23 protein-coding genes, 6 tRNA genes and 1 riboswitch are annotated in these 20,736 nt (G+C 66.0%); of the genes, 13 read left to right on the top strand and 16 right to left on the bottom strand.

Annotated elements, in window-relative coordinates; genetic code table 11:
* Positions 1–11: 11 nt before the first annotated feature.
* From hisF to AC6CH3_RS11635, 14 genes are all read right to left on the bottom strand, one after another.
* Positions 12–788, bottom strand: coding sequence for an imidazole glycerol phosphate synthase subunit HisF (gene hisF, locus AC6CH3_RS11700; protein WP_498132590.1), 777 nt, complete (start codon positions 786–788; stop codon positions 12–14).
* Between the two features lie 76 nt (positions 789–864).
* On the bottom strand, positions 865–1,725 hold the full coding sequence (gene hisG, locus AC6CH3_RS11695) for an ATP phosphoribosyltransferase (RefSeq protein ID WP_498132589.1): 861 nt from the start codon (positions 1,723–1,725) through the stop codon (positions 865–867).
* Positions 1,726–1,786: 61 nt separating this feature from the next.
* Positions 1,787–2,050, bottom strand: coding sequence for a phosphoribosyl-ATP diphosphatase (locus AC6CH3_RS11690; protein WP_003801526.1), 264 nt, complete (start codon positions 2,048–2,050; stop codon positions 1,787–1,789).
* Positions 2,051–2,182: 132 nt separating this feature from the next.
* Positions 2,183–2,665, bottom strand: coding sequence for a 6,7-dimethyl-8-ribityllumazine synthase (gene ribH / locus AC6CH3_RS11685; protein ID WP_498132588.1), 483 nt, complete (start codon positions 2,663–2,665; stop codon positions 2,183–2,185).
* A 19-nt stretch (positions 2,666–2,684) separates the two neighbouring features.
* Complete coding sequence (ribA, locus tag AC6CH3_RS11680; RefSeq protein ID WP_498132587.1) at positions 2,685–3,386, bottom strand: GTP cyclohydrolase II; 702 nt, start codon at positions 3,384–3,386, stop codon at positions 2,685–2,687.
* A gap of 2 nt (positions 3,387–3,388) precedes the next feature.
* On the bottom strand, positions 3,389–4,096 hold the full coding sequence (ribB, locus tag AC6CH3_RS11675) for a 3,4-dihydroxy-2-butanone-4-phosphate synthase (RefSeq protein WP_498132586.1): 708 nt from the start codon (positions 4,094–4,096) through the stop codon (positions 3,389–3,391).
* Positions 4,093–4,749: a riboflavin synthase gene (locus tag AC6CH3_RS11670; protein WP_498132585.1), complete on the bottom strand. Its 657-nt coding sequence runs from the start codon at positions 4,747–4,749 to the stop codon at positions 4,093–4,095. Before AC6CH3_RS11670 ends, ribB begins: the two co-directional genes overlap by 4 nt.
* Entirely contained in the window at positions 4,749–5,867 is a 1,119-nt protein-coding gene (gene ribD, locus AC6CH3_RS11665) for a bifunctional diaminohydroxyphosphoribosylaminopyrimidine deaminase/5-amino-6-(5-phosphoribosylamino)uracil reductase RibD (protein ID WP_498132684.1), read from the bottom strand. Before ribD ends, AC6CH3_RS11670 begins: the two co-directional genes overlap by 1 nt.
* A gap of 184 nt (positions 5,868–6,051) precedes the next feature.
* Positions 6,052–6,199: riboswitch (FMN riboswitch) on the bottom strand.
* Between the two features lie 89 nt (positions 6,200–6,288).
* Positions 6,289–6,945, bottom strand: a complete 657-nt coding sequence (gene rpe, locus AC6CH3_RS11660; RefSeq protein WP_498132584.1) for a ribulose-phosphate 3-epimerase — start codon at positions 6,943–6,945, stop codon at positions 6,289–6,291.
* 58 nt (positions 6,946–7,003) lie between these two features.
* A complete protein-coding gene (locus tag AC6CH3_RS11655) occupies positions 7,004–8,590 on the bottom strand; it encodes an RsmB/NOP family class I SAM-dependent RNA methyltransferase (RefSeq protein WP_498132583.1) in 1,587 nt (528 codons plus the stop codon).
* Positions 8,587–9,507 (bottom strand): methionyl-tRNA formyltransferase, encoded by a 921-nt coding sequence (fmt, locus tag AC6CH3_RS11650; RefSeq protein ID WP_498132582.1) that lies wholly within the window; start codon positions 9,505–9,507, stop codon positions 8,587–8,589. Before fmt ends, AC6CH3_RS11655 begins: the two co-directional genes overlap by 4 nt.
* Positions 9,504–10,106, bottom strand: a complete 603-nt coding sequence (def, locus tag AC6CH3_RS11645) for a peptide deformylase (protein WP_498132581.1) — start codon at positions 10,104–10,106, stop codon at positions 9,504–9,506. Before def ends, fmt begins: the two co-directional genes overlap by 4 nt.
* Positions 10,107–10,219: 113 nt before the next feature.
* Positions 10,220–11,065 carry a cytochrome gene (locus AC6CH3_RS11640; RefSeq protein ID WP_498132580.1) on the bottom strand — a complete coding sequence of 282 codons (846 nt, stop codon included), beginning with the start codon at positions 11,063–11,065 and terminating at the stop codon, positions 10,220–10,222.
* Positions 11,066–11,160: 95 nt separating this feature from the next.
* Positions 11,161–11,232 (bottom strand) — tRNA-Val (locus AC6CH3_RS11635).
* A gap of 319 nt (positions 11,233–11,551) precedes the next feature.
* On the opposite strand from AC6CH3_RS11635, the gene AC6CH3_RS11630 reads away from it, so the two are divergent.
* The 6 genes from AC6CH3_RS11630 (at position 11,552) to AC6CH3_RS11605 (ending at position 12,495) form a co-directional block, all read left to right on the top strand.
* Positions 11,552–11,624: transfer RNA gene (locus tag AC6CH3_RS11630), tRNA-Gly, on the top strand.
* Between the two features lie 46 nt (positions 11,625–11,670).
* Positions 11,671–11,741 (top strand) — tRNA-Cys (locus AC6CH3_RS11625).
* Between the two features lie 38 nt (positions 11,742–11,779).
* Positions 11,780–11,854: transfer RNA gene (locus tag AC6CH3_RS11620), tRNA-Val, on the top strand.
* 57 nt (positions 11,855–11,911) lie between these two features.
* Positions 11,912–11,984 (top strand) — tRNA-Gly (locus tag AC6CH3_RS11615).
* Positions 11,985–12,035: 51 nt separating this feature from the next.
* Positions 12,036–12,110, top strand: a tRNA-Val gene (locus AC6CH3_RS11610).
* A gap of 145 nt (positions 12,111–12,255) precedes the next feature.
* Positions 12,256–12,495 carry an antitoxin gene (locus AC6CH3_RS11605; protein WP_498132579.1) on the top strand — a complete coding sequence of 80 codons (240 nt, stop codon included), beginning with the start codon at positions 12,256–12,258 and terminating at the stop codon, positions 12,493–12,495.
* Between the two features lie 123 nt (positions 12,496–12,618).
* On the opposite strand, the gene zapE is transcribed toward AC6CH3_RS11605, so the two are convergent.
* Entirely contained in the window at positions 12,619–13,659 is a 1,041-nt protein-coding gene (gene zapE / locus AC6CH3_RS11600; RefSeq protein ID WP_400579533.1) for a cell division protein ZapE, read from the bottom strand.
* Between the two features lie 221 nt (positions 13,660–13,880).
* Between zapE and AC6CH3_RS11595 the strand changes: the two genes are divergently transcribed.
* Genes AC6CH3_RS11595 through ybaK form a run of 3 tightly spaced genes read left to right on the top strand, consistent with a single transcriptional unit; the run spans position 13,881 to position 15,864 of the window.
* A complete protein-coding gene (locus AC6CH3_RS11595) occupies positions 13,881–14,810 on the top strand; it encodes a sulfurtransferase (RefSeq protein ID WP_498132578.1) in 930 nt (309 codons plus the stop codon).
* Positions 14,811–14,851: 41 nt separating this feature from the next.
* Positions 14,852–15,310 carry a SufE family protein gene (locus tag AC6CH3_RS11590; RefSeq protein WP_400579535.1) on the top strand — a complete coding sequence of 153 codons (459 nt, stop codon included), beginning with the start codon at positions 14,852–14,854 and terminating at the stop codon, positions 15,308–15,310.
* Between the two features lie 35 nt (positions 15,311–15,345).
* Complete coding sequence (gene ybaK, locus AC6CH3_RS11585) at positions 15,346–15,864, top strand: Cys-tRNA(Pro) deacylase (protein ID WP_498132577.1); 519 nt, start codon at positions 15,346–15,348, stop codon at positions 15,862–15,864.
* Here the strand turns inward: ybaK and AC6CH3_RS11580 are convergent.
* The gene (locus AC6CH3_RS11580; RefSeq protein ID WP_498132683.1) at positions 15,861–17,129 is read right to left on the bottom strand and encodes an alpha/beta hydrolase family protein; all 1,269 of its coding nucleotides are present in this window, start codon (positions 17,127–17,129) and stop codon (positions 15,861–15,863) included. The two genes, ybaK and AC6CH3_RS11580, sit on opposite strands and share 4 nt — an antisense overlap.
* A gap of 251 nt (positions 17,130–17,380) precedes the next feature.
* Here AC6CH3_RS11580 and AC6CH3_RS11575 point away from each other — a divergent pair, with 251 nt between their 5' ends.
* From AC6CH3_RS11575 to AC6CH3_RS11560, 4 genes are all read left to right on the top strand, one after another.
* Positions 17,381–17,872, top strand: a complete 492-nt coding sequence (locus AC6CH3_RS11575; RefSeq protein ID WP_494035216.1) for a hypothetical protein — start codon at positions 17,381–17,383, stop codon at positions 17,870–17,872.
* Between the two features lie 14 nt (positions 17,873–17,886).
* Positions 17,887–18,348: a peptide-methionine (R)-S-oxide reductase MsrB gene (gene msrB, locus AC6CH3_RS11570; protein ID WP_498132576.1), complete on the top strand. Its 462-nt coding sequence runs from the start codon at positions 17,887–17,889 to the stop codon at positions 18,346–18,348.
* 145 nt (positions 18,349–18,493) lie between these two features.
* Positions 18,494–19,897: a DUF6421 family protein gene (locus tag AC6CH3_RS11565; RefSeq protein ID WP_498132575.1), complete on the top strand. Its 1,404-nt coding sequence runs from the start codon at positions 18,494–18,496 to the stop codon at positions 19,895–19,897.
* Entirely contained in the window at positions 19,897–20,688 is a 792-nt protein-coding gene (locus AC6CH3_RS11560) for an SDR family oxidoreductase (protein WP_498132574.1), read from the top strand. The genes AC6CH3_RS11565 and AC6CH3_RS11560 overlap by 1 nt, the downstream gene beginning before the upstream one ends.
* Positions 20,689–20,736 lie beyond the last annotated feature (48 nt).

Below are 20,736 nucleotides of genomic sequence, written 5' to 3'. Positions count from 1 at the left end.
AGCGGGTCTGGTCAGCGGACCTCGAAGCCGGCTTCGCGGATGGCGGTTTTGACTTGGGACATCATGTTGTCCGGGCCCCAGTGGAAGATGGAGGCGGCCAGCACAGCGTCAGCTCCGGCCTCGACGGCGGGCGGGAAGTGGGCGGGGTCGCCGGCACCGCCGGAAGCGATGATGGGAACCTTGACGGCCGCACGGACGAGCCTAATCAGCTCAAGGTCGAAGCCGTCCTTCGTGCCGTCGGCGTCGATCGAGTTGAGCAGGATTTCCCCCACTCCCCTATCGGCGGCTTCCTTCGCCCACGCAACGGCGTCGATTCCGGTGCCTTGGCGGCCTCCGTGCGTGGTGACCTCAAAGCCGGACGCCGTGGGCTCGGATCCGGGGCGGGTACGGCGTGCGTCCACTGACAGCACGAGCACCTGCGAGCCGAAGTGCCGGGTGATTTCGTCAATGACGTCGGGCCGGGCCACCGCGGCCGTGTTGATGGACGCCTTGTCGGCGCCGTAGCGGAGCAGCTTGTCCACTTCGGCGACGCCGCGCACACCGCCGCCCACGGTCAACGGGATGAAGACTTCCTCGGCGGTGCGGCGGACGACGTCGAACGTCGTTTCCCGGTTGCCCGACGACGCCGTCACATCCAGAAAGGTGAGCTCGTCCGCGCCGGCGTTGTCGTAGCGGTGCGCCAGCTCCACCGGATCTCCGGCGTCGCGGAGCCCTTCGAAGTTGATGCCCTTGACCACACGGCCGGCATCGACGTCCAGGCACGGAATGACGCGTACGGCTACAGCCATGATTCTCCTGTTGTCCTGCAAAATTGGTGCTCTATGAAGGGGCCCGCGTGTGGGGACGGGCGTTGGAAGACCCGGCTCAGATGCGGCAGGCGTGAATGCTGCTGACCAGGATGGCACGGGCGCCGAGGTCGTACAGCTCATCCATGATCCGGTTGGTTTCCTTCTTCGGCACCATGGAGCGGACGGCCACCCATTCGGAGTCACGCAGCGGTGAGACTGTGGGCGACTCGAGCCCGGGGGTCAAGGCCGCGGCCTGTTCGACGAGATCCTTGCGGATGTCGTAGTCCATCAGCACGTACTGGCGCGCCACGAGGACGCCCTGCAGCCGACGGATGAGGACCTCAATCTCCTTTGCAGTCCCGTTCGCGGCACCGCCCTGCCCGGTACGCCGGATCAGGACTGCTTCTGACTTGAGGATTGGCTCGCCAAAAATCTCCATGCCGGCGGCTTTGAGGGTGCTGCCGGTCTCGACGACGTCGGCGATGGCATCGGCCACACCGAGCCGCACGGAGGATTCGACGGCGCCGTCAAGGCGGACCACTTTCGCTTTGATGCCGCGCTCGGCGAGGTAGCCGCGGAGCAGGCCGTCGTAGCTTGTGGCGAGGCGCTTGCCCTCAAGTTCTTCGACTTTGCTGAAATCGCCCACAGGACCTGCGAAGCGGAAGGTGGAGGCGGCGAAGCCGAGCGGCAGCAGTTCCTCGGCCTCCACCTCGGCGTCCAGCAGAAGATCCCGGCCGGTGATGCCGACGTCGAGCGTTCCCTGCCCCACGTAAACAGCGATGTCGCGCGGGCGGAGGAAGAAGAACTCGATGTCGTTGTCGGGGTCCACCATGACCAGTTCGCGGTTGTCGCGGCGCTGGTGATAGCCAGCCTCGGCGAGCATCGCGGAGGCGGCTTCGGACAGGGATCCCTTATTGGGTACAGCTACTCGCAGCATTTGTGGGTCTTTCTGGGTGTGGAAGTCTTCAGTTCAGGCAAGCTGGGCCACGCGGACGCGGCTAGAGATGCTTGTAAACGTCTTCCAGGCTGAGTCCCTTGGCAAGCATCAGGACCTGCAGGTGGTACAGGAGCTGCGAGATTTCTTCGGCAGCCGCCTCGTCTGATTCGTACTCTGCAGCCATCCAGACTTCGGCGGCTTCCTCGACGACTTTTTTCCCGATGCCGTGGATCCCGGACTCCAATTCGGCGACGGTGCGGGAGCCCTCCGGACGGGTGGCTGCCTTCTCACTCAGTTCTGCGAACAGCGTCTCGAAATTCTTCACGCCCTCCAGCCTACTTGCTCGGGGCCGGACCTCGCCTTTCGGGCCCTTCCATGACGGCGGGGGTGTGACCGAATACACATGGTCTGCGGCCGGTCACATCCCCGCCCATCACCAGCAGATAGCCTGCAGGGATCAGTACTGCGCGAGCAGCACCGCGGTCGCCAGCGCGGCCGTAACAGCCTCGTGCCCCTTGTCCTCCGAGGAGCCCGGCAGGCCGGCCCGGTCCAGGCCCTGCTCTTCGGTGTCGCAGGTCAGCACACCAAAGCCGACCGGCACGCCGGTGTTGACGCTGACGTCCGTGAGCCCCGACGTTGCGGCCTGGCAGACGTAGTCAAAATGCGGCGTGCCGCCGCGGATGACGACGCCGAGCGCCGCGACAGCGTCAAAATGCGGCGCCAGCCGCGCCGCTGCGACCGGGAGCTCAAAGCTGCCGGGTACGCGCAGCACGGTGGGCTCGCTGATGCCGGCATCCTTGGCGGCGCGCAACGCACCGTCCAGGAGCCCGTCCATGATCTGGGTATGCCAGCTCGCCGCCACGATGGCCAGCCGCAGCTTTGAGGTCTCCGCGGGATTGAGTGTGGTGAGGTCGATCCGGGGTGCGCCGTGTCCGCTCATGAATTAGTTCCTGATCCGTTCAGTCTTGTTCGTGGTCAAAAGTGTCCGCGCCGCTTCCCGGCACTCCTGCACCCTGTGCATCCAGGGTCAGCATGTGGTCCATGCGGTCTTTCTTGGTCTGCAGGTAGCGGATGTTCTGTTCCCGGGAGGGCACCTCGGTGGGAACCATTTCCACGACCTTGACGCCCGCATTCGCCAGGCGGTTCTGCTTGTCCGGGTTGTTGCTCAGCAGCCGGATCTCGTGCAGACCCATTTCGGCAAGGATCTGGGCGGCGGCGTTGTAGCACCGGGCGTCCACGGGCAGGCCGAGCTGCTCGTTGGCCTCAACGGTGTCGAACCCGGCTTCCTGCAGGGCGTAGGCCTTGATCTTGTTAGCCAGACCGATGCCCCGGCCTTCCTGGCCCCGGAGGTACAGGAGCGTTCCGCCGTTTGCCTCGATCATTTCCAGGGCGTAGGCCAGCTGCTCGCCGCAGTCGCAGCGGTAGGATCCGAAGACGTCGCCGGTGAGGCATTCGGAGTGCAGCCGGACGAGCGGCGCCTGGCCGTCCTTCGGAGGATTGGGCGAGCTGACAGCGAGGTGCTCGGCGCCCGTGATCAGATCGGTCCAGGCCTGTGTCACGAAGTTTCCGAACGCGCCGGGCAGCTGGACCACAGGGCCGCCGCTTACCGGGTGCGGTACCCGGCCGTTGCTGCTCGCCTGCGCAGCTTGAGATCCGCTCATTGTCATTTCCCTTCTCCAGCCGGACTGGGCTCCGGCCTGCTCTCCTGTGAAGATACACTGTCGCTCGCTTCCATATAGGCAACGAGATCCTCGATCGAAACCAAGGGGCAACCGTGCTCCGCAGCGAACACCCGCAGGCCGTCCAGCCGCATCATTTCACCGTCGTCGTACACAACTTCCGCGATCACGCCCACCGGCTGCAGACCGGCGAGCCGGCACAGGTCCACGGCCGCTTCGGTGTGGCCGGGGCGCTCACGCACTCCCCCATTAACCGCGCGCAATGGGAAAATATGCCCGGGCCGGGTCAGCGCAGCGGGTTCGCTGCGGGGGTCCGCGAGGACCCTGGCCGTCAAAGCACGGTCCGTGGCGGAGATGCCGGTGCTGACGCCGGCGGCGGCGTCACAGGAGACGGTATAGGCGGTGCCCTTCGAATCCTGGTTGACCTCCACCATGGGCGGCAGGTCCAGGGCGTCCGCGCGGGGGCCGTCTAGCGGAACGCAGATGACGCCCGAGCTGTAGCGGATGGTCCAGCCCATCAGGGCAGGCGTTGCGTGCTGGGCCGCGAAGATGATGTCGCCTTCATTTTCGCGATCCTCGTTGTCAACAACCAGTACCGGCCGCCCCGCCGCGATTGCCCGGATAGCGTCCTCGATCGGATCGAGCGCGACGGTGGTGCCGGTTACGGCCGGCTCCAGCTTTGCCGCGCTCATGCCTGGCCCTCCGTTCCGGTTGCAGTGCCGGTTCCGGTTGCAGAGCCGCTGAAGGCCAGCAGCCGTTCGGTGTACTTGGCCAGCACGTCGACTTCGAGGTTCACTTTTCCGCCGACCGGCTTAGCACCAAGTCCGGTGTCAGCCAGGGTGGTCGGGATCAACCCCACTTCAAACCAGGGCGACGCTTCCGGCGCGGGGCTGACGGCCGTGACAGTGAGGGAGACGCCGTCGATGGCGATGGATCCCTTTTCGGCGATGTAGCGTGCCAGCCGCTGCGGCACTCCGAAACGGAGCCGTTCCCAGTTGCCCTGGGCCTCGCGTTCCAGCAGCTCGCCGACGCCGTCCACGTGGCCTTGGACAACATGGCCGTCCAGCCGGCCGCCCGCCGGAACGCAGCGTTCAAGATTGACGGCGTCGCCGGCGGCGAGGTCGCCGATGGTGCTGCGCATGAGGGTTTCGCCCATGACGTCGACGCTGAAGTCCTTCCCGTCAATCGCGGTCGCCGTGAGGCATACGCCGTTGACGGCGATCGAGCCGCCCAAGGGCAGGCCGTCGGCCGTGCCGGGGGCGTGCAGGCGCAACGTTGCGCTTGTGTCCCCGTTCCGGTCCACGGAGAGGACCTTCCCTTGCTCGGCGATAATTCCGGTGAACATCAGTAGCCTCCCATGGCTGCGCCCGCTGCTGTGCGGGCTGGTTGTGAATCAATTGACGTTGCTGAATGTGCCGCTGCGGACACGGGGTCTTCATTTGCGCGGGGCCCGGACGGCCGTTCCGGCAGGAGGTGCAGCCGCAGATCCCTGCCCAGCGTCTGGACGGCACCGCCGGAGGCCGCATCCCACTCCCACCGCTGGGCATCGGCAAGGGTGGCGATGCCCAGGCCGTTGAGGGCCGGGGTTCCGGATCCGAGCAGCGTGGGCGCCAGGTAGACGACGAGTTCGTCCACGAGGCCTTCTGACAGGAAGGCACTCAGGATCCTGGAGCCGCCCTCCACCATGACGTGCCGTGCCCCTGCCGAGAACAGCAGGTCCAGTGCTTCACGCGGGTCACGGGTGGGAAGGTGGAGAACCTTGCCGTCGTCCCCGCGCACGGCGGCGTCTTCCGGGATTTCACGAAGACCCATGACCGCCCGGAGCGGCTGCTCGCCGAAGGCTTCACCATGCGCGTCCCTTGCTGTGAGACGCGGGTTGTCCACCAAAACTGTCTGCGTGCCGACGAGGATGGCGTCGATCCGGCGCCGGATGGCGTGGTTGTCCGCCAGCGATTCCGGGCAGGAAATCCACTGGCTCGTGCCGTCTTCTGCGGCGATGCGGCTGTCCAGCGTCTGGGCGATGTGCAGCGTCACGAACGGGCGCTTGTCCCCGACAGCCTCGAACCAGCGGCGGTTGAGTTCCAGGGCGCGCTCGGCTGCCAGTCCGCTGCGGACACTGACCCCTGCGGCGCGGAGGGTTGCTGCCCCGCCGGCCGCGGGATCGTGGGGGTCGTCAACGGCATACACCACGTTCGCTATTCCGGCGTCGATGATCGCCTGCGCGCAGGGCCCGGTGCGTCCCACGTGGTTGCAGGGTTCCAGCGTGACCACCATTGTGGCGCCATTGAGGTCCACCCCGGCGGCGACGGCGGCCGCTATGGCATCGGCTTCGGCGTGCGCCGTTCCGGCGCCGCGGTGGTGGCCGGTCGCCAACTGACGGCCGTCGGGGCCGACGACGACGGCACCCACCAGGGGATTGGCGCCTCGCGGTCCCTGCAGGGCGGCTTCCAAGGCAGCGTCCATTGCGTGGGTTTCGGAGGCACTGAAGGCGTGGATCGGCTGGATGGTCACGTGGCTACCGCCGGATCCGGCCACACGGTACGGGCGTCCATGCGTATGTGTCGTTCCTTCCCTCTAGAACCGCTAAGGCTCCGGGGGTATACGACAGTGCAATGCTGCGACGCCGGCAGGCGCCACAGATACAGCCGTACGTGCTTCTCTCATCCAGACTTTAACTGTCGGTACCGGAATTTCACCGGTTCAACCGTCCGCCGGGTCCTCCTGGGAGAACACCGGCTCGCGGGTCGCGGACTGTCACCGCCGGTTCGGACTTACACCGACCCCGGAGCACGTATTGTGTGTTGCTATTCTGACACAACCCAGAGCATGCTCCGGGTATTCCCTGCCATGGACCGTCACGGAACGCCATCGCGGGAGCTTGCGGTTACAGCGAGCCGGCCTTGCGCAGCCGGTCGATGGCATCGGCCGGATCGGCAGCGCCATAGACGGCCGAGCCCGCGACAAACACGTTGGCTCCGGCCTCCGCCGCGCGCAGGATCGTCTCCTCTGTGATGCCGCCATCCACTTGGAGCGCCACCCCGACGCCGGATCCGTCGATCGCGGCACGGGCGCGCCGGATCTTCGGGAGCGTAAGGTCCAGGAAGGACTGTCCGCCGAATCCGGGTTCCACGGTCATGATCAGCAGCATGTCCAGCTCAGGAAGCATGTCCAGGTACGGTTCCACGGCTGTTGCGGGCCGCAGCGCCATGCCGGCCTTCGATCCGCGGGCCCGGAGCTCACGGGCCAGTTTCACCGGCGCTATGGACGCCTCCGCGTGGAACGTCACCGAGGCGATGCCGGCGTCTGCGTAGTCCGGAGCCCACCGGTCGGCGTCGGAGATCATCAGGTGGGCATCCAGCGGAACCGGGCTCACGGCCTGGATCCGCTGCACCACCGGCAGTCCGATGGTCAGGTTCGGAACGAAATGGTTGTCCATCACGTCCACGTGCACCGAATCGGCGTTGCTGATGCGCTGCAGCTCGGCTTCGAGATTCACGAAATCTGCGGAGAGGATGCTCGGGTTGATGCAGCACTGGGGCATGCGGGTCCTTTCGCGGAGAGGGATTTAACGCTCTGAGTGAATCAGGGTTTCTTGCAGATCAGCGCTTTTTGCGGATCAGGGCCAGGAACATGGCGTCGGTGCGGTGGATATGTGGCCACAGCTGGGCCGTCTGTTCGTGGCCGGCGTTCAGCTGCCCGGTCAGGCTGACCGCATCCAGGGCGCTGCCCGCATCCAAGAGCTCGAGGTCGTCACGCTTGCGCAGCGCGTCACTGACCACGGCGGTGGTCTCCGCGGGGTGCGGCGAACAGGTCACGTACGCGACGACGCCGCCGGGCTTCACCGCGTCCAGAGCAGACTTGAGCAGGTCCCGCTGCAGCGGACCGAGGTCGGTCAGGTCTTTCGGCGTGCGGCGCCAGCGGGACTCGGGCCGGCGGCGCAAGGCGCCGAGTCCCGTACAGGGGACGTCAACAAGCACGCGGTCAAAGCGTTCCGCCTGCTCCTCGCCGACCTCCCTGCCATCCCCCGTGCGCACGTGCCACGCCTCCCTGGGAACGGCGCCCAGGGCCTGCCGGACAAGTTTGGCGCGGTGGGGTGCGGGCTCGTTGGCTAAAAGCGTGGCTCCACGCTGGTGGGCAAGTGCGCCGAGGAGTGCAGCCTTGCCGCCTGGCCCGGCACACAGGTCAAGCCAGGATTCACCTGACTCCGCGGCGGCGCCGCTATCCTTGCTGCCCGTATTCCCAAGGTCGACGGCGGCGAGGGCGCGGGCCACGAGTTGCGAACCGACATCCTGGACGCGCGTGGTTCCCTCCCGGACCGAGGAGAGCCGTCCGAGATCACCGCCGCTGGACAGCGCGGAACCTTCGACGAGTTCACCGGCCGCCGCGCCGTTCTCGAGGGCCTCGTCCAGGCTGCCGAGCCCGGGCAGCGCCACCAGGTTGACCACCGGGGCTGCGTTGTCCGCCTCGAGGAGATCGTCGATTTCGGTGACCGGCCTGCCGTGCGCCACCAGCGACTGCCTGAACGCACGCACAATCCACTCGGGATGGGCGTAACGTACAGCCGCCACTTTGACGGCGTCCGTCTCGTTGATGACCAGCAGGTCCAGCCAATCCTCGAGTGTGTGGGCGGCGACCTTGCGCAGCACGGCGTTGATGAGCGTGGACGGCCCGGCCCCGATCACGGCGCGTGCCAGTCCCACCGTCTGGTCCAGCGCCGCATGGGCGGGAACGCGCATGGCGAGCAGCTGGTGCGCACCAATGCGCAGGGCGTCGAGGACGGCGGGGTCGAGCTGGTCCAGCGGCCGGTCCACGCAGCGGGCCAGGACGGCGTCGTACGTCCCCTGGCCGCGCAGTGCGCCGTAGCTCAATTCCGTGGCGAACCCGGCGTCGCGCTTGTCCAGCCCGTGGTGCCGGATCCGCGCCGGCAGGACCAGGTTGGCGTAGGCGTCCTCGGACGCGACGGCGCGCAGCACTTCGAATGCGACAAGCCTGGCGGGGTCGGCGCGCCGGGTGCGCTGGGAGGGTGCGTTTTCGGTGTAATTGCGCTGCGGGCCGCGGTTGCGCTCCCTGCCCTGGGCGTTCCGGCGGCTGCCGTCCCTGCCACGCTGGATCCCGCGCTGGCCGCCCTGTCCGGCGCTTTGAGGGCCTTTCCCACGGCCGCTGCCGCTTGTACCGGACTCGCTCATTCGAACACCACGCTTTCAAGGGAGGCCTGTCCGCGGGCCCAGTCGGCCGCAGACATCATTTTCTTTCCCGCAGGCTGGACACGGGTCAGCTGCACGGGGTGCGATCCGGTTCCCACCAGCACGTTTTTGCCGTCGAGCGCCACTGCTCCAGGTGCCAGCGCAGGACCCTCGGGCCGCGGCACCACGGGCTCGAGCTTCAGCCGCTGGCCGTCGAGGGTGGTCCACGCTCCCGGTTCCGGAGTGACCCCCCGCGCCCGCCGGCCGATGGCAAGGGCCGGTTCCGACCAGTTGATCCGGCCGTCCTCGATGGTCAGCTTCGGCGCCAGCGACACCTCGCCCTGCTGCGGCTGCGGTGACGCAGCGCCGGAGCCGACGGCGGACAGGGTCTGGGCGAGCAGCACGGCTCCGCTGTGGGACAGCCGGTCCAGCAGCGTTCCGGAGGTGTCATCGGGCCGGACCGGTTCGGTGAGTGTTCCAATGACGGGACCAGTGTCGAGCCCCTCCTCAAGCTGGAAGGTCACGGCGCCGGTGATGTCGTCACCGGCAATGACGGAGCGCTGCACGGGTGCAGCGCCGCGCCAGGCTGGCAGAAGCGAGAAATGGAGGTTGATCCAGCCGTGTTGCGGGATATCCAGGGCCGCGCGCGGCACCAGGCCGCCGTAGGCGACGATGGCCGCGACGTCAGGACGGAATGCCGCAATTCTGGCTGTGACGTCGGCGTCCACGCGGGCAGCGTGGATGACGTCGATGCCCAACTCCGCCGCGCGGGCGGCAACGGGCGACGGCGTGAGCACGCGTTTCCGGCCGATCGGCGCGTCCGGCCGGGTCAGCACTGCGACGACGTCGAATCCGGCATCGACCAGTGCATCCAGCGACGGCACGGCTACGGCCGGTGTTCCAGCGAAGAGGACCCTCATTCGGCGGCGCCGAAGCTGCCTGCACCGGATGTTCCGGTCCCGAAACTGCCGCCCCCGAAACTGGAGCCGACAGTCTTGGCACGCTTCGCCGTCGTCCGCTCAGTAATGGCGTCATAGTTCGCGTTGCGAATGGAGCGCAGCGCAGCCTTGCGGTCCTCTCCTTCGAGCCTGTCGGTGAAGAGAATGCCGTCAAGGTGGTCGGTCTCGTGCTGGAAGCAGCGGGCCAGCATCCCCTCCCCCTCGAGCGAGACGGGGTTTCCGTTGATGTCGACGCCGGTTACACGGGTGGTCCGAAAGCGCCGGACGGGGAAGCCGAGGCCTGGAATGGACAGGCAGCCTTCCACTTCGTCGGGCTGAACATCCTCACTGTTCTCCAGCACGGGGTTGATGACGTGGCCTTCGACGCCGCCAATCCGGTAGGTAAACACCCGGAGGCTGACGCCGATCTGCGGCGCGGCGAGGCCGGCGCCGTCCACGTCCTCCATGGTTTCGGTCATGTCGGCAACGAGCCTGGCCAGCTCCGGCCCGAATTCCGTGACAGGCTCAGCAACCGTGCGCAGCACGGGATCGCCGATGATACGGATATTCAGTATTGCCATCTGCAGTCATTTCCTCACGGTGAACGGTAACGGATCCAGACCAGTTTAGTTGCTGCCGCCCTGCCGGGGCCGCCCCGGCGCTGGTCCGCCTCCTGCAGCCGGTGAAGTTCCGCTCAGACAAACACCGGCGGCGCCACCGGGAGCAGGGCGGGCCCGGCGCTAAGGGTGTCCGCGGACATTTCCCAGACGCGGCGCAGCGCGCAGAACTTCCACCAGTGATGCCGCAGCACCTCGGGGTTCGCCCGCACCGGACGAACCTCGGTTTCGCCGATGGCGACCGCCAGCAGCACCGGAGAGTCGCCATGCCGCCACGGTTCCCACTCCCCCGCCACGGCGTCCACAAGACTCTCCTCCGCCTTCATTCCGGCAACGAGCTGCATGACCACCTTGTCATCCAGCGGCTTAACCTGGCCGTCCCGGGTAGTCCCCTTGGTCTTGTAGTCAATGAGGCAGGTCCGCCCGTTGATTTTGGCCACGAGGTCCAGGGTTCCGGCATATCCAACGGTCTTGTTCCATACTGTGATCTCCGGAGCCACGGGCTCCACGCGGAACAGCTGCCACCACTCGTCGAAGCGGGCCGCGAAGGCCTCCTCGCCGTTGGAGGCCAGGGCCTCCCGGGCTTCCGGCATCTGATGCGGACGGCCCAAGGCCCGCAGGGCGACCTGTTCGCAGTAGTTGTGGACGCGGTCGCCGCGCTGGGCAGCCTCGTCGCGGTAAGCCTCCGCCGCCTTGGCCGCCCGGTTCACGGCCTGCCGGACCTTGGCCGGACTTCCAAGGATCTCCGGCAGCGAAGGATCCTTCGCCAGGCTGCTCGCCCCCATGTACCCAAACCAGCCGTCCAGGCCGTGCGGCTGCTGACCGATCACCGTGGTGATGGAAGGAACTGAGAACGCCTCCGTGGTGGAGCGCGCGTACATCCGGCCATATTCCGTGGCGTGGGCGAGGAGTGGATCAGTCATGGCAAGACTCTTTCACAGGGGGCTGACAGTAAGGTCCGGAAACAGAAAAGTCCGCCCCACGCAGGTTTCCCTGTGCGGAACGGACCTTCCATCGGTGGGCGATACTGGGTTCGAACCAGTGACCTCTTCGGTGTGAACGAAGCGCGCTACCACTGCGCCAATCGCCCCGATGCATTTGAATGCTAGCGGACGATGTGGCGTTTACGGAAATCGGACGGCACCCGCCGGGAAGAGCCGGCGATTACCCACGGACGAGGGAGCCAAGAGGCAGTGACCTGGCAGGCAGTCCGGCAGCAGGCCCCGGCGCATGAACACCGTGAACTACACCCCTGTAATTCAAAAATTTCCCTAGAATTCAAGGAAGTAGACCGGTTGACGAAGCCGCAGTGGAGGACGATTTGGAGATTCCCTGAACCTCCTATAGAGTTTTTACTCGTTGGAACGCGAGGAAATGCCGCTCACGGCAAGGAATCACCGCTCCAAAATGCGGACGTAGCTCAGCTGGTAGAGCACCACCTTGCCAAGGTGGATGTCGCGAGTTCGAATCTCGTCGTCCGCTCGCAGGACACTGTCACGGCTGGATTCCCAGGAATCTATGCTTACACGGTGGGTTGGCCGAGAGGCGAGGCAGCGGCCTGCAAAGCCGTATACACGGGTTCGAATCCCGTACCCACCTCGGTGAAAACCATGGTTTCCGGTGCTGCCGGATGCAATGGGCGATTGGCGCAGCGGTAGCGCGCTTCCCTGACACGGAAGAGGTCACTGGTTCGATCCCAGTATCGCCCACCAGAGCAAGGAAACTTGCTTGTTGTTGAACGTCCGGACTTTCCGGATCGTGCTTCATGTGCGGACGTAGCTCAGCTGGTAGAGCACCACCTTGCCAAGGTGGATGTCGCGAGTTCGAATCTCGTCGTCCGCTCTCTTACATCCTTACGGATTCGAACCCAGGATTAGCCGGTTATCCGGTTCCGGGCGATTGGCGCAGCGGTAGCGCGCTTCCCTGACACGGAAGAGGTCACTGGTTCGATCCCAGTATCGCCCACCACAAAGCAGCTCCCCCAGGAGCTGCTTTTTTCATGTCTTCACACCGTGTGACAGAAGTTGTCAACTGGACCTTGGCATATGTCCTCCCGAGGGCTAGGATCGACTGCGGAGGAGCGAACTGGCTCCGCGATTGAAGGGAGGTGCTCGTGGGATTAATTGACGATCTAAAGGGCAAGGCTCAGGGTCTGATCCGCGGCAACGAGCAGGCCATCAAGGACGGCATCCAAAAAGGCGGCGACTTCGTCGACTCGAAGACGGGCGGCAAGTATGCCGGCCACGTAGATAAAGTCCAGAATGGCGCTTCCAACTTCGTTGACAATGCAGACGGAAAGCCGAATGAGACCCAGGCACGCCCCGCCGTGCCGCCGGTCGACAAGGCTCCGTAACAAAGGATTTGCCCGGGCATTTGCCCCGACACGTCAACCAGGGCACCGGTCCTGCCGAGAGGCGGCACCGGTGCCCTTGGCGTTTAAAGCCCTGCGTCTAACGCGCCCTACTGCGTTTAAGGCCTAGAGAGCCGGTTCGTGGTTCTGGCCTTCGCGGGCCAGCGCGGTGAGTCGGGAGACCGCCCGGAAGTACTTCTTCATGTAGCCGCCGGTCATCATTTCCTCGGTGAACAGCTTGTCGAACGGAACCCCGCTGGCCAGGATCGGAACATCCTTGTCGTACAGCCGGTCGGCCAGAACCACGAACCGCAGCGCAACGGCCTGTTCGGTGATGGTTTCCACATCCCGCCAGACAACGCCGTCCACGCCGTCGATGAGCTTCCGGTAGCGGCTCGGGTGGACACCGGCCAAATGCGCGATGAGTGACTTGAAGTCGTCCTCGGCCACCGTCTGGCCGTCGAACTCGGCCTTCATGTGGGCGTGGAGCTCGCTGTTCCGCAACGGAGAAGGCGCTGCGGGCAGGCCACGGTGGCGGAAATCCTCTCCGTCGATCCTGATCACGTCGAACTGGTCGGCCAGGACCTGGATCTCCCGCTGGAAGTCGACGGCGGCGAACCGGCCGTCGCCCAAGGACCCGGGCAGGGTATTGGACGTGGCGGCCAGCTTCACGCCGGCGTCCGCGAGTTCGCGCATGAGCCGTGACATGAGCACGGTGTCTCCCGGATCGTCCAGCTCGAACTCATCGATACACACCAGTTTGTAGGAGCTCAGCGCCTCAACCGTTTTCCGGAAGGACAGGGCGCCCACGAGATTGGTGTATTCCACAAACGTGCCGAACGCCTTCGGCCCGGGGGAAGCGTGCCACAGGGATGCCAGCAGGTGGGTCTTGCCGACGCCGAATCCGCCGTCGAGGTAGATGCCGGCCCTGGATACATCCTTCTTGGCGAAGAGCCTCTTGAAAAGTCCCGCCCCGTCGCCGGACCCCACGCCGCCCGCGAACGATTCAAGTGCGCGTACTGCCGCCGCCTGGCTGGGCTGGGCAGGATCGGGCCGGTAGCTCGAGAACGACACCTGCCCGAACCTGGGCGACGGGTAGAAACCCTTGAGGAGTTCATCCACCGAGACTGCCGGCGTCCGGGTGGCAAGCTTTTCGATCTGTACCAAGGTGGTCCGTTCTGCTGGTGACTTATCCCCAGAAAGGATACCGGCATTGGTACCGCCCCCATGAGCCCCGGACAACCCCTGCCGCCGCACGTGACTAAGCGCACATTTCGTCCTGTTAACGCAGGGGAGCTTTCAGCACGGCCCGTGACTAGTGTTGAAAGCAGTGACCGGCCGGTTTCCCCGTCGGTCTGACGTGACCGTTTCAGTGAAAGGCCATACGCATGTCCTACCCAGTTGAGCAGAATGACAAGTTCGCCGCCTACGCCCACCCCGAGCGGCTGGTTTCCACGGAGTGGCTCGCCGCAGCCATTGAAGGCGGTGCCCTCCGAGACGGCAAGCTCGTAGTCGTCGAGTCCGACGAAGATGTGTTGCTGTACGAGACCGGGCACATCCCCGGCGCGGTCAAGGTCGACTGGCACACGGACCTGAATGATGAAGTTGCCCGGGACTACGTGGACGGCAAGGCCTTTGCCGCGCTGGCCGCCGCGAAGGGCATCTCACGCGACAGCACCGTCGTGATTTACGGCGACAAGTCGAACTGGTGGGCCGCCTACGCGCTCTGGGTCTTCACCCTCTTCGGCCACGAGGACGTCCGCCTGCTCGACGGCGGGCGCGACAAGTGGATCGCGGAAGGCCGCGAGCTCACCACGGACGTGCCGTCGCCGGCCGTCGGTGACTACCCCGTCGTCGAACGCAACGACGCGCCGATCCGCGCCTTCAAGGAGGACGTCCTTGCCCACCTCGGCAAGCCGCTCATCGACGTCCGCTCCCCCGAGGAATACACGGGACAGCGCACCCACATGCCCGCCTACCCGGAGGAAGGCGCACTCCGCGGCGGACACATCCCCACAGCAGCATCGATTCCGTGGGCGCGAGCGGCGGCCGAAGACGGCACGTACCGCAGCCGGCCGGAACTCGAGGCGCTCTACCTGGGCGAAGCAGGCCTGTCCGAGGGCGATGACGTCGTGGCCTACTGCCGCATCGGTGAGCGCTCCAGCCACACGTGGTTTGCGCTCAAGTACCTTCTCGGCTTTGAGTCCGTGCGGAACTACGACGGATCCTGGACGGAATGGGGCAACGCCGTCCGTGTGCCGATCGTCAAGGGTGCCGAGCGCGGCTCCCTTCCCCTCGGCGTCACGCAAACAGCGTAAGAAACGGGCCGTGCGGGGGCAAACTGCGTAAGCTTGAAGTGATGAGTACTTATGCACTGCCCACCGCACTGGCGGAAATTGTCGATGACTTCCAGGCACTGAGCGAGCCGGAGCGGCTCCAGCTGCTGCTGGAGTTCTCCCGCGGCCTGCCCGAACTGCCGGAGCGGCTCCAGGACCACCCCGAGCTTCTGGAGCAGGTGGTCGAGTGCCAGTCACCGCTGTTCCTCACCATTGAGACCGAAAAGAACGACGGCGGGCCCTCCGCCTTCCGGCTGTTCTTCAAGGCTCCTCCCGAAGCCCCCACAACGCGTGGGTTCGCGGGCGTGCTCCATGAGGGCCTGGATGGACTCACGGCAGAAGAAATCCTTGCCGTGCCCGACGACATGCCCGAGCTGCTTGGCCTGACCCGGGCCATCACGCCGCTGCGGATGCGCGGAATGACAGCCATGCTGGGGCGTATCAAGCGCAAGGTTGCCGCCTCCGCCCGGCTGCAAAGCTAGCCGCTCCACATCCACGGATTCGGATCCAGGATCACATGGCGCGAAAGAACACGTCACAGGCAACGCCTGCCACAGCCGTCCTGGCTGCGGCAGGCGTTCCCTTTACCCTGCATCCCTACAGCCACGACCCAGCAGCTGCCAGCTACGGGCTGGAAGCCGCCGAAGTTCTGGGGATGGATCCGGCAAGGGTCTTCAAGACGCTCATGGTGGAGGTGGACGGCAGGCTCGCGGCCGGCGTCGTACCCGTGAGCGGAAGCCTGGACCTCAAGGCCCTGGCCGCCGCCTTAGGAAGCAAGAAGGCAGCGATGGCCGATCCGGGGGCCGCCGAACGGCGGACGGGGTACGTCCTGGGCGGGATCTCTCCGCTGGGCCAGCGGCAGCCCTCCCCCATGGTGCTCGACGACAGCGCCCTGGCGCTGTCCACTATCCTCGTCTCCGGCGGCCGGCGGGGACTCGACATCGAGCTCGATCCCCGGGACCTGGTGCGCCTGACCAAAGCCGTCACGGCTCCCATCGGCACAGGCTCCCCCAGGACTGGCGACAGTCCGGGCTAATCGCGCAGGCGATTTTCCGCTTCCGCTTCCGCTTCCTGGTCCGGGTCCGGGTCCGGGCCCGGACCGGAGGTTTGTCCGGGATTGAGCCGGGGCGCCAGCTGCTGCTGCAGCCACGCCTTGACCAGGCTCTCCCACCTCGCAGGATCGGCGTTCCATTCCTTGGCGTGCCGCGCCTTCTCGAACGCCTCGAAGGTGACCATTTCCGGATTCTTCTCTGCGAGGAGGGCGGACGGCCCGTAGGGGACGTATTCGTCGTCAACGCTGTGGACGATAAGCGTTGGGGTCCGGAGTTCCACGGCCCTGGCCACCCAGTCCATGGATTTCAGGTCAACAGGGGCTGCCAGGCCCGTGAGGCGGCGCCCGAGGCGGTGGCCCATCATCAGCTGGCCGTAACGGCCGACGGCGGACGGAATCCTGTTGAGTTCAGCATGGTGCGCCAGCACGTTGACCCAGTCGATGACGGGCGCGTCCAGAACCATGGCGCGGATGACGTTCCGGTGCTTCGAAAGGTCCGCGGTCTGCAGGCAGATGGCGCCGCCCATGGACCAGCCGAAGAGCACGACCTCCTTGGCGCCGCGGGCCAGCGCGAACTCGATCGCGGCGTCGACGTCGCGCCACTCTGTGGATCCCAGGCCATACCTGCCATCGGGCGCAGAGGGCGCGAGCCCGTCGTTGCGGTAGGAAATGAGAAGGCCGGGCAGTCCCAGCTCGTGAGCAGCCCTGGCCGCCCGCAGGCTTTCCTGGCGGGTCGCACCGCGGCCATGGACCATGATGGCCCAGACTTCGGCGTCCGGCTCAGCGGGGATCAGCCAGGCAGGGGCCGTACCGCCCTCAACCTCAACAGCCACCTCCTGCGAGGCAAGCCCGACGGCGAAGGGATTCGGATAAGCGGCGCCTCCCCACCAGCCCCGGCGGGCGGTTTCCAGATTTCCCTGGTACACGGCCTCCACCTCGCGCAGGACAGTGCGTTCAGACGGCGAATAGGACAGGATCCTGCCGATGCGGGCGTGGCCGTTGCCGCCGTCGAAAAAGAGGCTGTAAACGCCGTCCTGGATCGTCTCGGGCGTCGCCGCAAGGATGACCTGCAGCCCCCTCCCTTCCCTGATCACTGCCAGCACTTCCTGGTCGGCCACCCGAGACCGGGCGGGGGTGAGCACGCGGCGGGCAAAGTACAGGGCGAGAGCCGATGAGCCGGCGCCCAGGAGGGCTGCTGCGGCGCTGCCCGCGATAATTCCGCCGAGGGTCCACTTGGCGCGGAGGCTCATGGGGGTGTCCTGCTGGCCTGTGGCCTTCGAGAGATCAGTGCTGCTCAGGCGATCCGTGCTGTTCAGGAGGTGTGTGCTTTTCAAGAGGTGCGGAGCCTGGTGCTCACGGGCACCGGGAACCAGGTGGCGCAGCAGCTCTGTGCCGGGCCGGAAGGAGGAGTCCATTGCACCATTCTTGCCGGAGTCGGCGTCCAAGGCACATCCGGCCACAAAAGCATGCGGGCGCGGTGCCGCCGGGCTAGGCTGATGGCATGAGCGATCCAATCGTCATTCTCACAGAAGAGCCGCTGGGTGCGGACGACCGCCGCAACATCGAACGCCTCGTGAACGGAGGTGACATGCCCCTGGTCGTGCTGGTCCCCGCCAACACGGAGCGGCATCTGATCGTGGACTTCCTCGAGAACCTCTCGATGCTGGACATCGCCAAGGCCTTCCGCGAGCTGACCTCGCACGCACCGGACCCGGAGAAACAACGGGCTGCGGCGGCCGAGACCCTGTCCGTCTCGGTGGACGCGCTCGAGGGCATCGGCGGCGGAGTGTCGGGCGAGGTGGTGGACGGCGAGGCCGTCAACGGCCTCGTGGCCAAGGTGAAGGAGCTCGGCGCCGTCCAGGCTGTCGTCGTCACCCGACCACACGCCGTGGCTGACACCTTTCACACTGACTGGGCAAACAAGGCGCAGGACCGCCTGGGCCTTCCCGTGCTGCACCTGTATGCAGGCTCGGGATTTATCGGGGACTCCTGAGCGTTGATTTGGCTATGAGCACTCCAGAAAAAGCTGAGAACACGGTGGGCGCCCCGGTCGTCCGGAGCGAAGACGAGTGGCGCCGGGAACTGACGCCTGAGGAATACCATGTGCTCCGCCAGGCGGGCACCGAACGGCCTTACACCGGTGAGTACTGGGACACCCATACCGCAGGCGTCTACCAGTGCAGGGCCTGCGGTACCGAGCTTTTCACGAGCAAGGAGAAGTTCGATTCGCACTGCGGCTGGCCGTCCTTCTGGGCTCCCTTGGCCGAAGGCAGAGTCCGCTACATCCACGACCGCACCCTCGGCATGGACCGCGTCGAGGTGCGGTGCTCGGCCTGCGATTCCCATTTGGGGCACGTCTTTGAGGGTGAGGGCTACGAGACGCCCACGGACCAGCGGTACTGCATCAATTCGGTTTCCCTGAGGCTTGTCCCGGTGGAGAGCGCAGATAGCGGCCCGGGCGGTTCCTGAGGCTGTTTGCCGCTGCTCCTGGCCTGCCCAAAGTGGCCTCCGAGCCCCACAGTTTCTTATGCTAAGGCTTAAAATGGATTAGCAGATCTGGCTGCTTGTTACGCTCGGCATAGAAGCTCAGGCAACCAGGAAGGCGACGCCGAACATGACCATCACCGTTACCACCGCCCCCGCCAGGATCTCCGCGGACCACCCCGAATGGCAGCGTCTCAAGACCGCCGCCACGGCACTGCGCGGCCTTCAGACCCAGGACGGTTCCGTACCGGAAAATGCGCATCATGCTGCTGCGGGTCGCCATGTCTTTGCCATCATCGAGGCCGTGGAAGCCCTCGCACCGTCCTTCCCGCACGACGCCCGCTACCTCGAACTCGTTTGCGCCGACTTCATGCGGTGGATGGAGGCGGGGTTCGGAGTCCCGGATTTCCTGGACTCGCTGCTGGCTTTCCAGCCCCAGGCGCACCGCGAAAACGGACTCCAGCACCTCGTGGTCTTTCCCATGTACACGCAGAACGGCAGCACGAGCCGGCTGGTTGAAGCCGTACTGATCGATGTGGTGTGGCCCGAATTCATCGCCGGGCTCGAAGCAGGCGACTACTCCAACAAGCTGTTTGTCCCCATCCGCTTCATTGATTTCACACCCGGCTATGACACAAACTCCGCTGTGCTGTTTCCGGAGACCGTGGCCGTCCGTGAGACACCCCGGTTCACCTGGGGCGCCATCTTCGCCGACCGCGAGGCCGCCCGCTTCCGCCGGGTCCTCGGGGCTGCGGCTGAGATCACGTCCCTCGAACTGCCTGCCGGGGCCGCCGCTCTCCTCGAGGACCAGGAGCTCACGGAGGAGACCTTCGTGATGTGGGACCTGATCCACGACCGGACCCACATGCGCGGCGACCTGCCCTTTGATCCCTTCATGATCAAACAGCGCATGCCGTACTTCCTGTACTCACTGGAGGAACTGCGCTGCGACCTGACGGCCTTCCGCGAATCCGTGAGGATCGAAAAGGACGAAGCGTCCGATCCGGAGGCCCGCCGGCATGCAAAACTCGTCCAGTACGCCGTCATTTTCGACCGGATCTTCCGGTTCGCCATCACAGGCAGCCGGATCCGCAACTACGACGGCCTGGGCGGCCAGCTGCTCTTCGCCTGGCTGCACCAGCACCGTGTGCTGCACTGGACCGACAGCCGGCTCAGCTTCGACTGGGACAACGTTGCCGGAGCGGTCATTGAACTCGGCGCCCGCATCGAAGAGCTGTACTGGCGTTCGATCGACCGGCCGAAGACGGCGCACTGGCTGGCCGCCTACGAGCTCGTCGCGGGAACGCTCACGCCGAACCCGGCCTCGGTATGGGCCAAGGGTCCCGGCGCCCTCCCGCTCGACGGACCGCCGCGCGGACTCACCGACCAGGTGCTGGACGACGAATTCCCGCTGTCCATGTTCTACGAAGCATTGGAGAAGAAGATGCGTCCTGTGATCGAGTCGACGGCAGGCATCACCGGGGCACAGGATCCGGCCAACCCCGGCCCCACCGCGGAAGCGATGACGGCCTGATGACGGACCGTACCCCCACAGTCCTGGTTGCAGGCGGCAGCGGGCCATCGGGCATCGCCGTGGCGCGCGCCCTGGCCCAGGCCGGCATCACCGTTTACACGGTGGGGTCTGACAGCACAAGGATCGCGGCCGCGGCGGAAGCGGCCGGCAGCGGAGTCACTCCGCTCACCTGCGATCTCGCGGTCCTGCCCTCCGTCCGGGAACTCCACGAGGAGCTCACAAGCAGGGCGGGCAGGATCGACGGCGTTATCCACCTCGTGGGCGGCTGGCGGGGCGCCCGGGGCATTGCCGACCAAAGCGACGAAGACTGGGACTTCCTGGAAACCAGTTCCCTGACGACCCTCCGGAATGTCACCAGGGTGTTCTACGGCGACCTCGTGGCATCCGACACCGGCCGGTTCGCCATGGTGTCGTCGACGGCGGTCACCGCACCTTCCGCGGCGGTCGCCAGCTACGTGGCAGCCAAGGCGGCCGCCGAGGCCTGGACCATGGCCGTGGCGGACGGGTTCCAGCGGGACCAGCTAAAGGGAACAGCGGGGCAGAGCTCACCTGAATCGCAGAGCTCTCCTGGACTGCCGAGCGCCCCTGAACTGCAGGACGGCCCAGAACTGCACAGCGCCGCCGTCGTCCTGGTGCTGAAGGCGCTGGTGGACCCCGCCATGCGCAGCCGCCACCCCGAACGCAGGTTTCCCGGCTTTACGGACGTCGAAGACCTGGCTGCGGCCGTCGTCGGGCTGTTCGGAAAGCCGGCCGCCGAACTGAACGGGCAGCGGATCCTGCTGACCCCGTGACCGCGGGCAGGCCCGGCGGCAACTCCCTAGACTGAAAGCGTGACCAAA

Source organism: Arthrobacter sp. GQ119 (assembly GCF_059759125.1).
The sequence above is the reverse complement of the archived record's forward strand: the minus strand, read 5'-3'. Positions and strand labels throughout refer to the sequence as shown.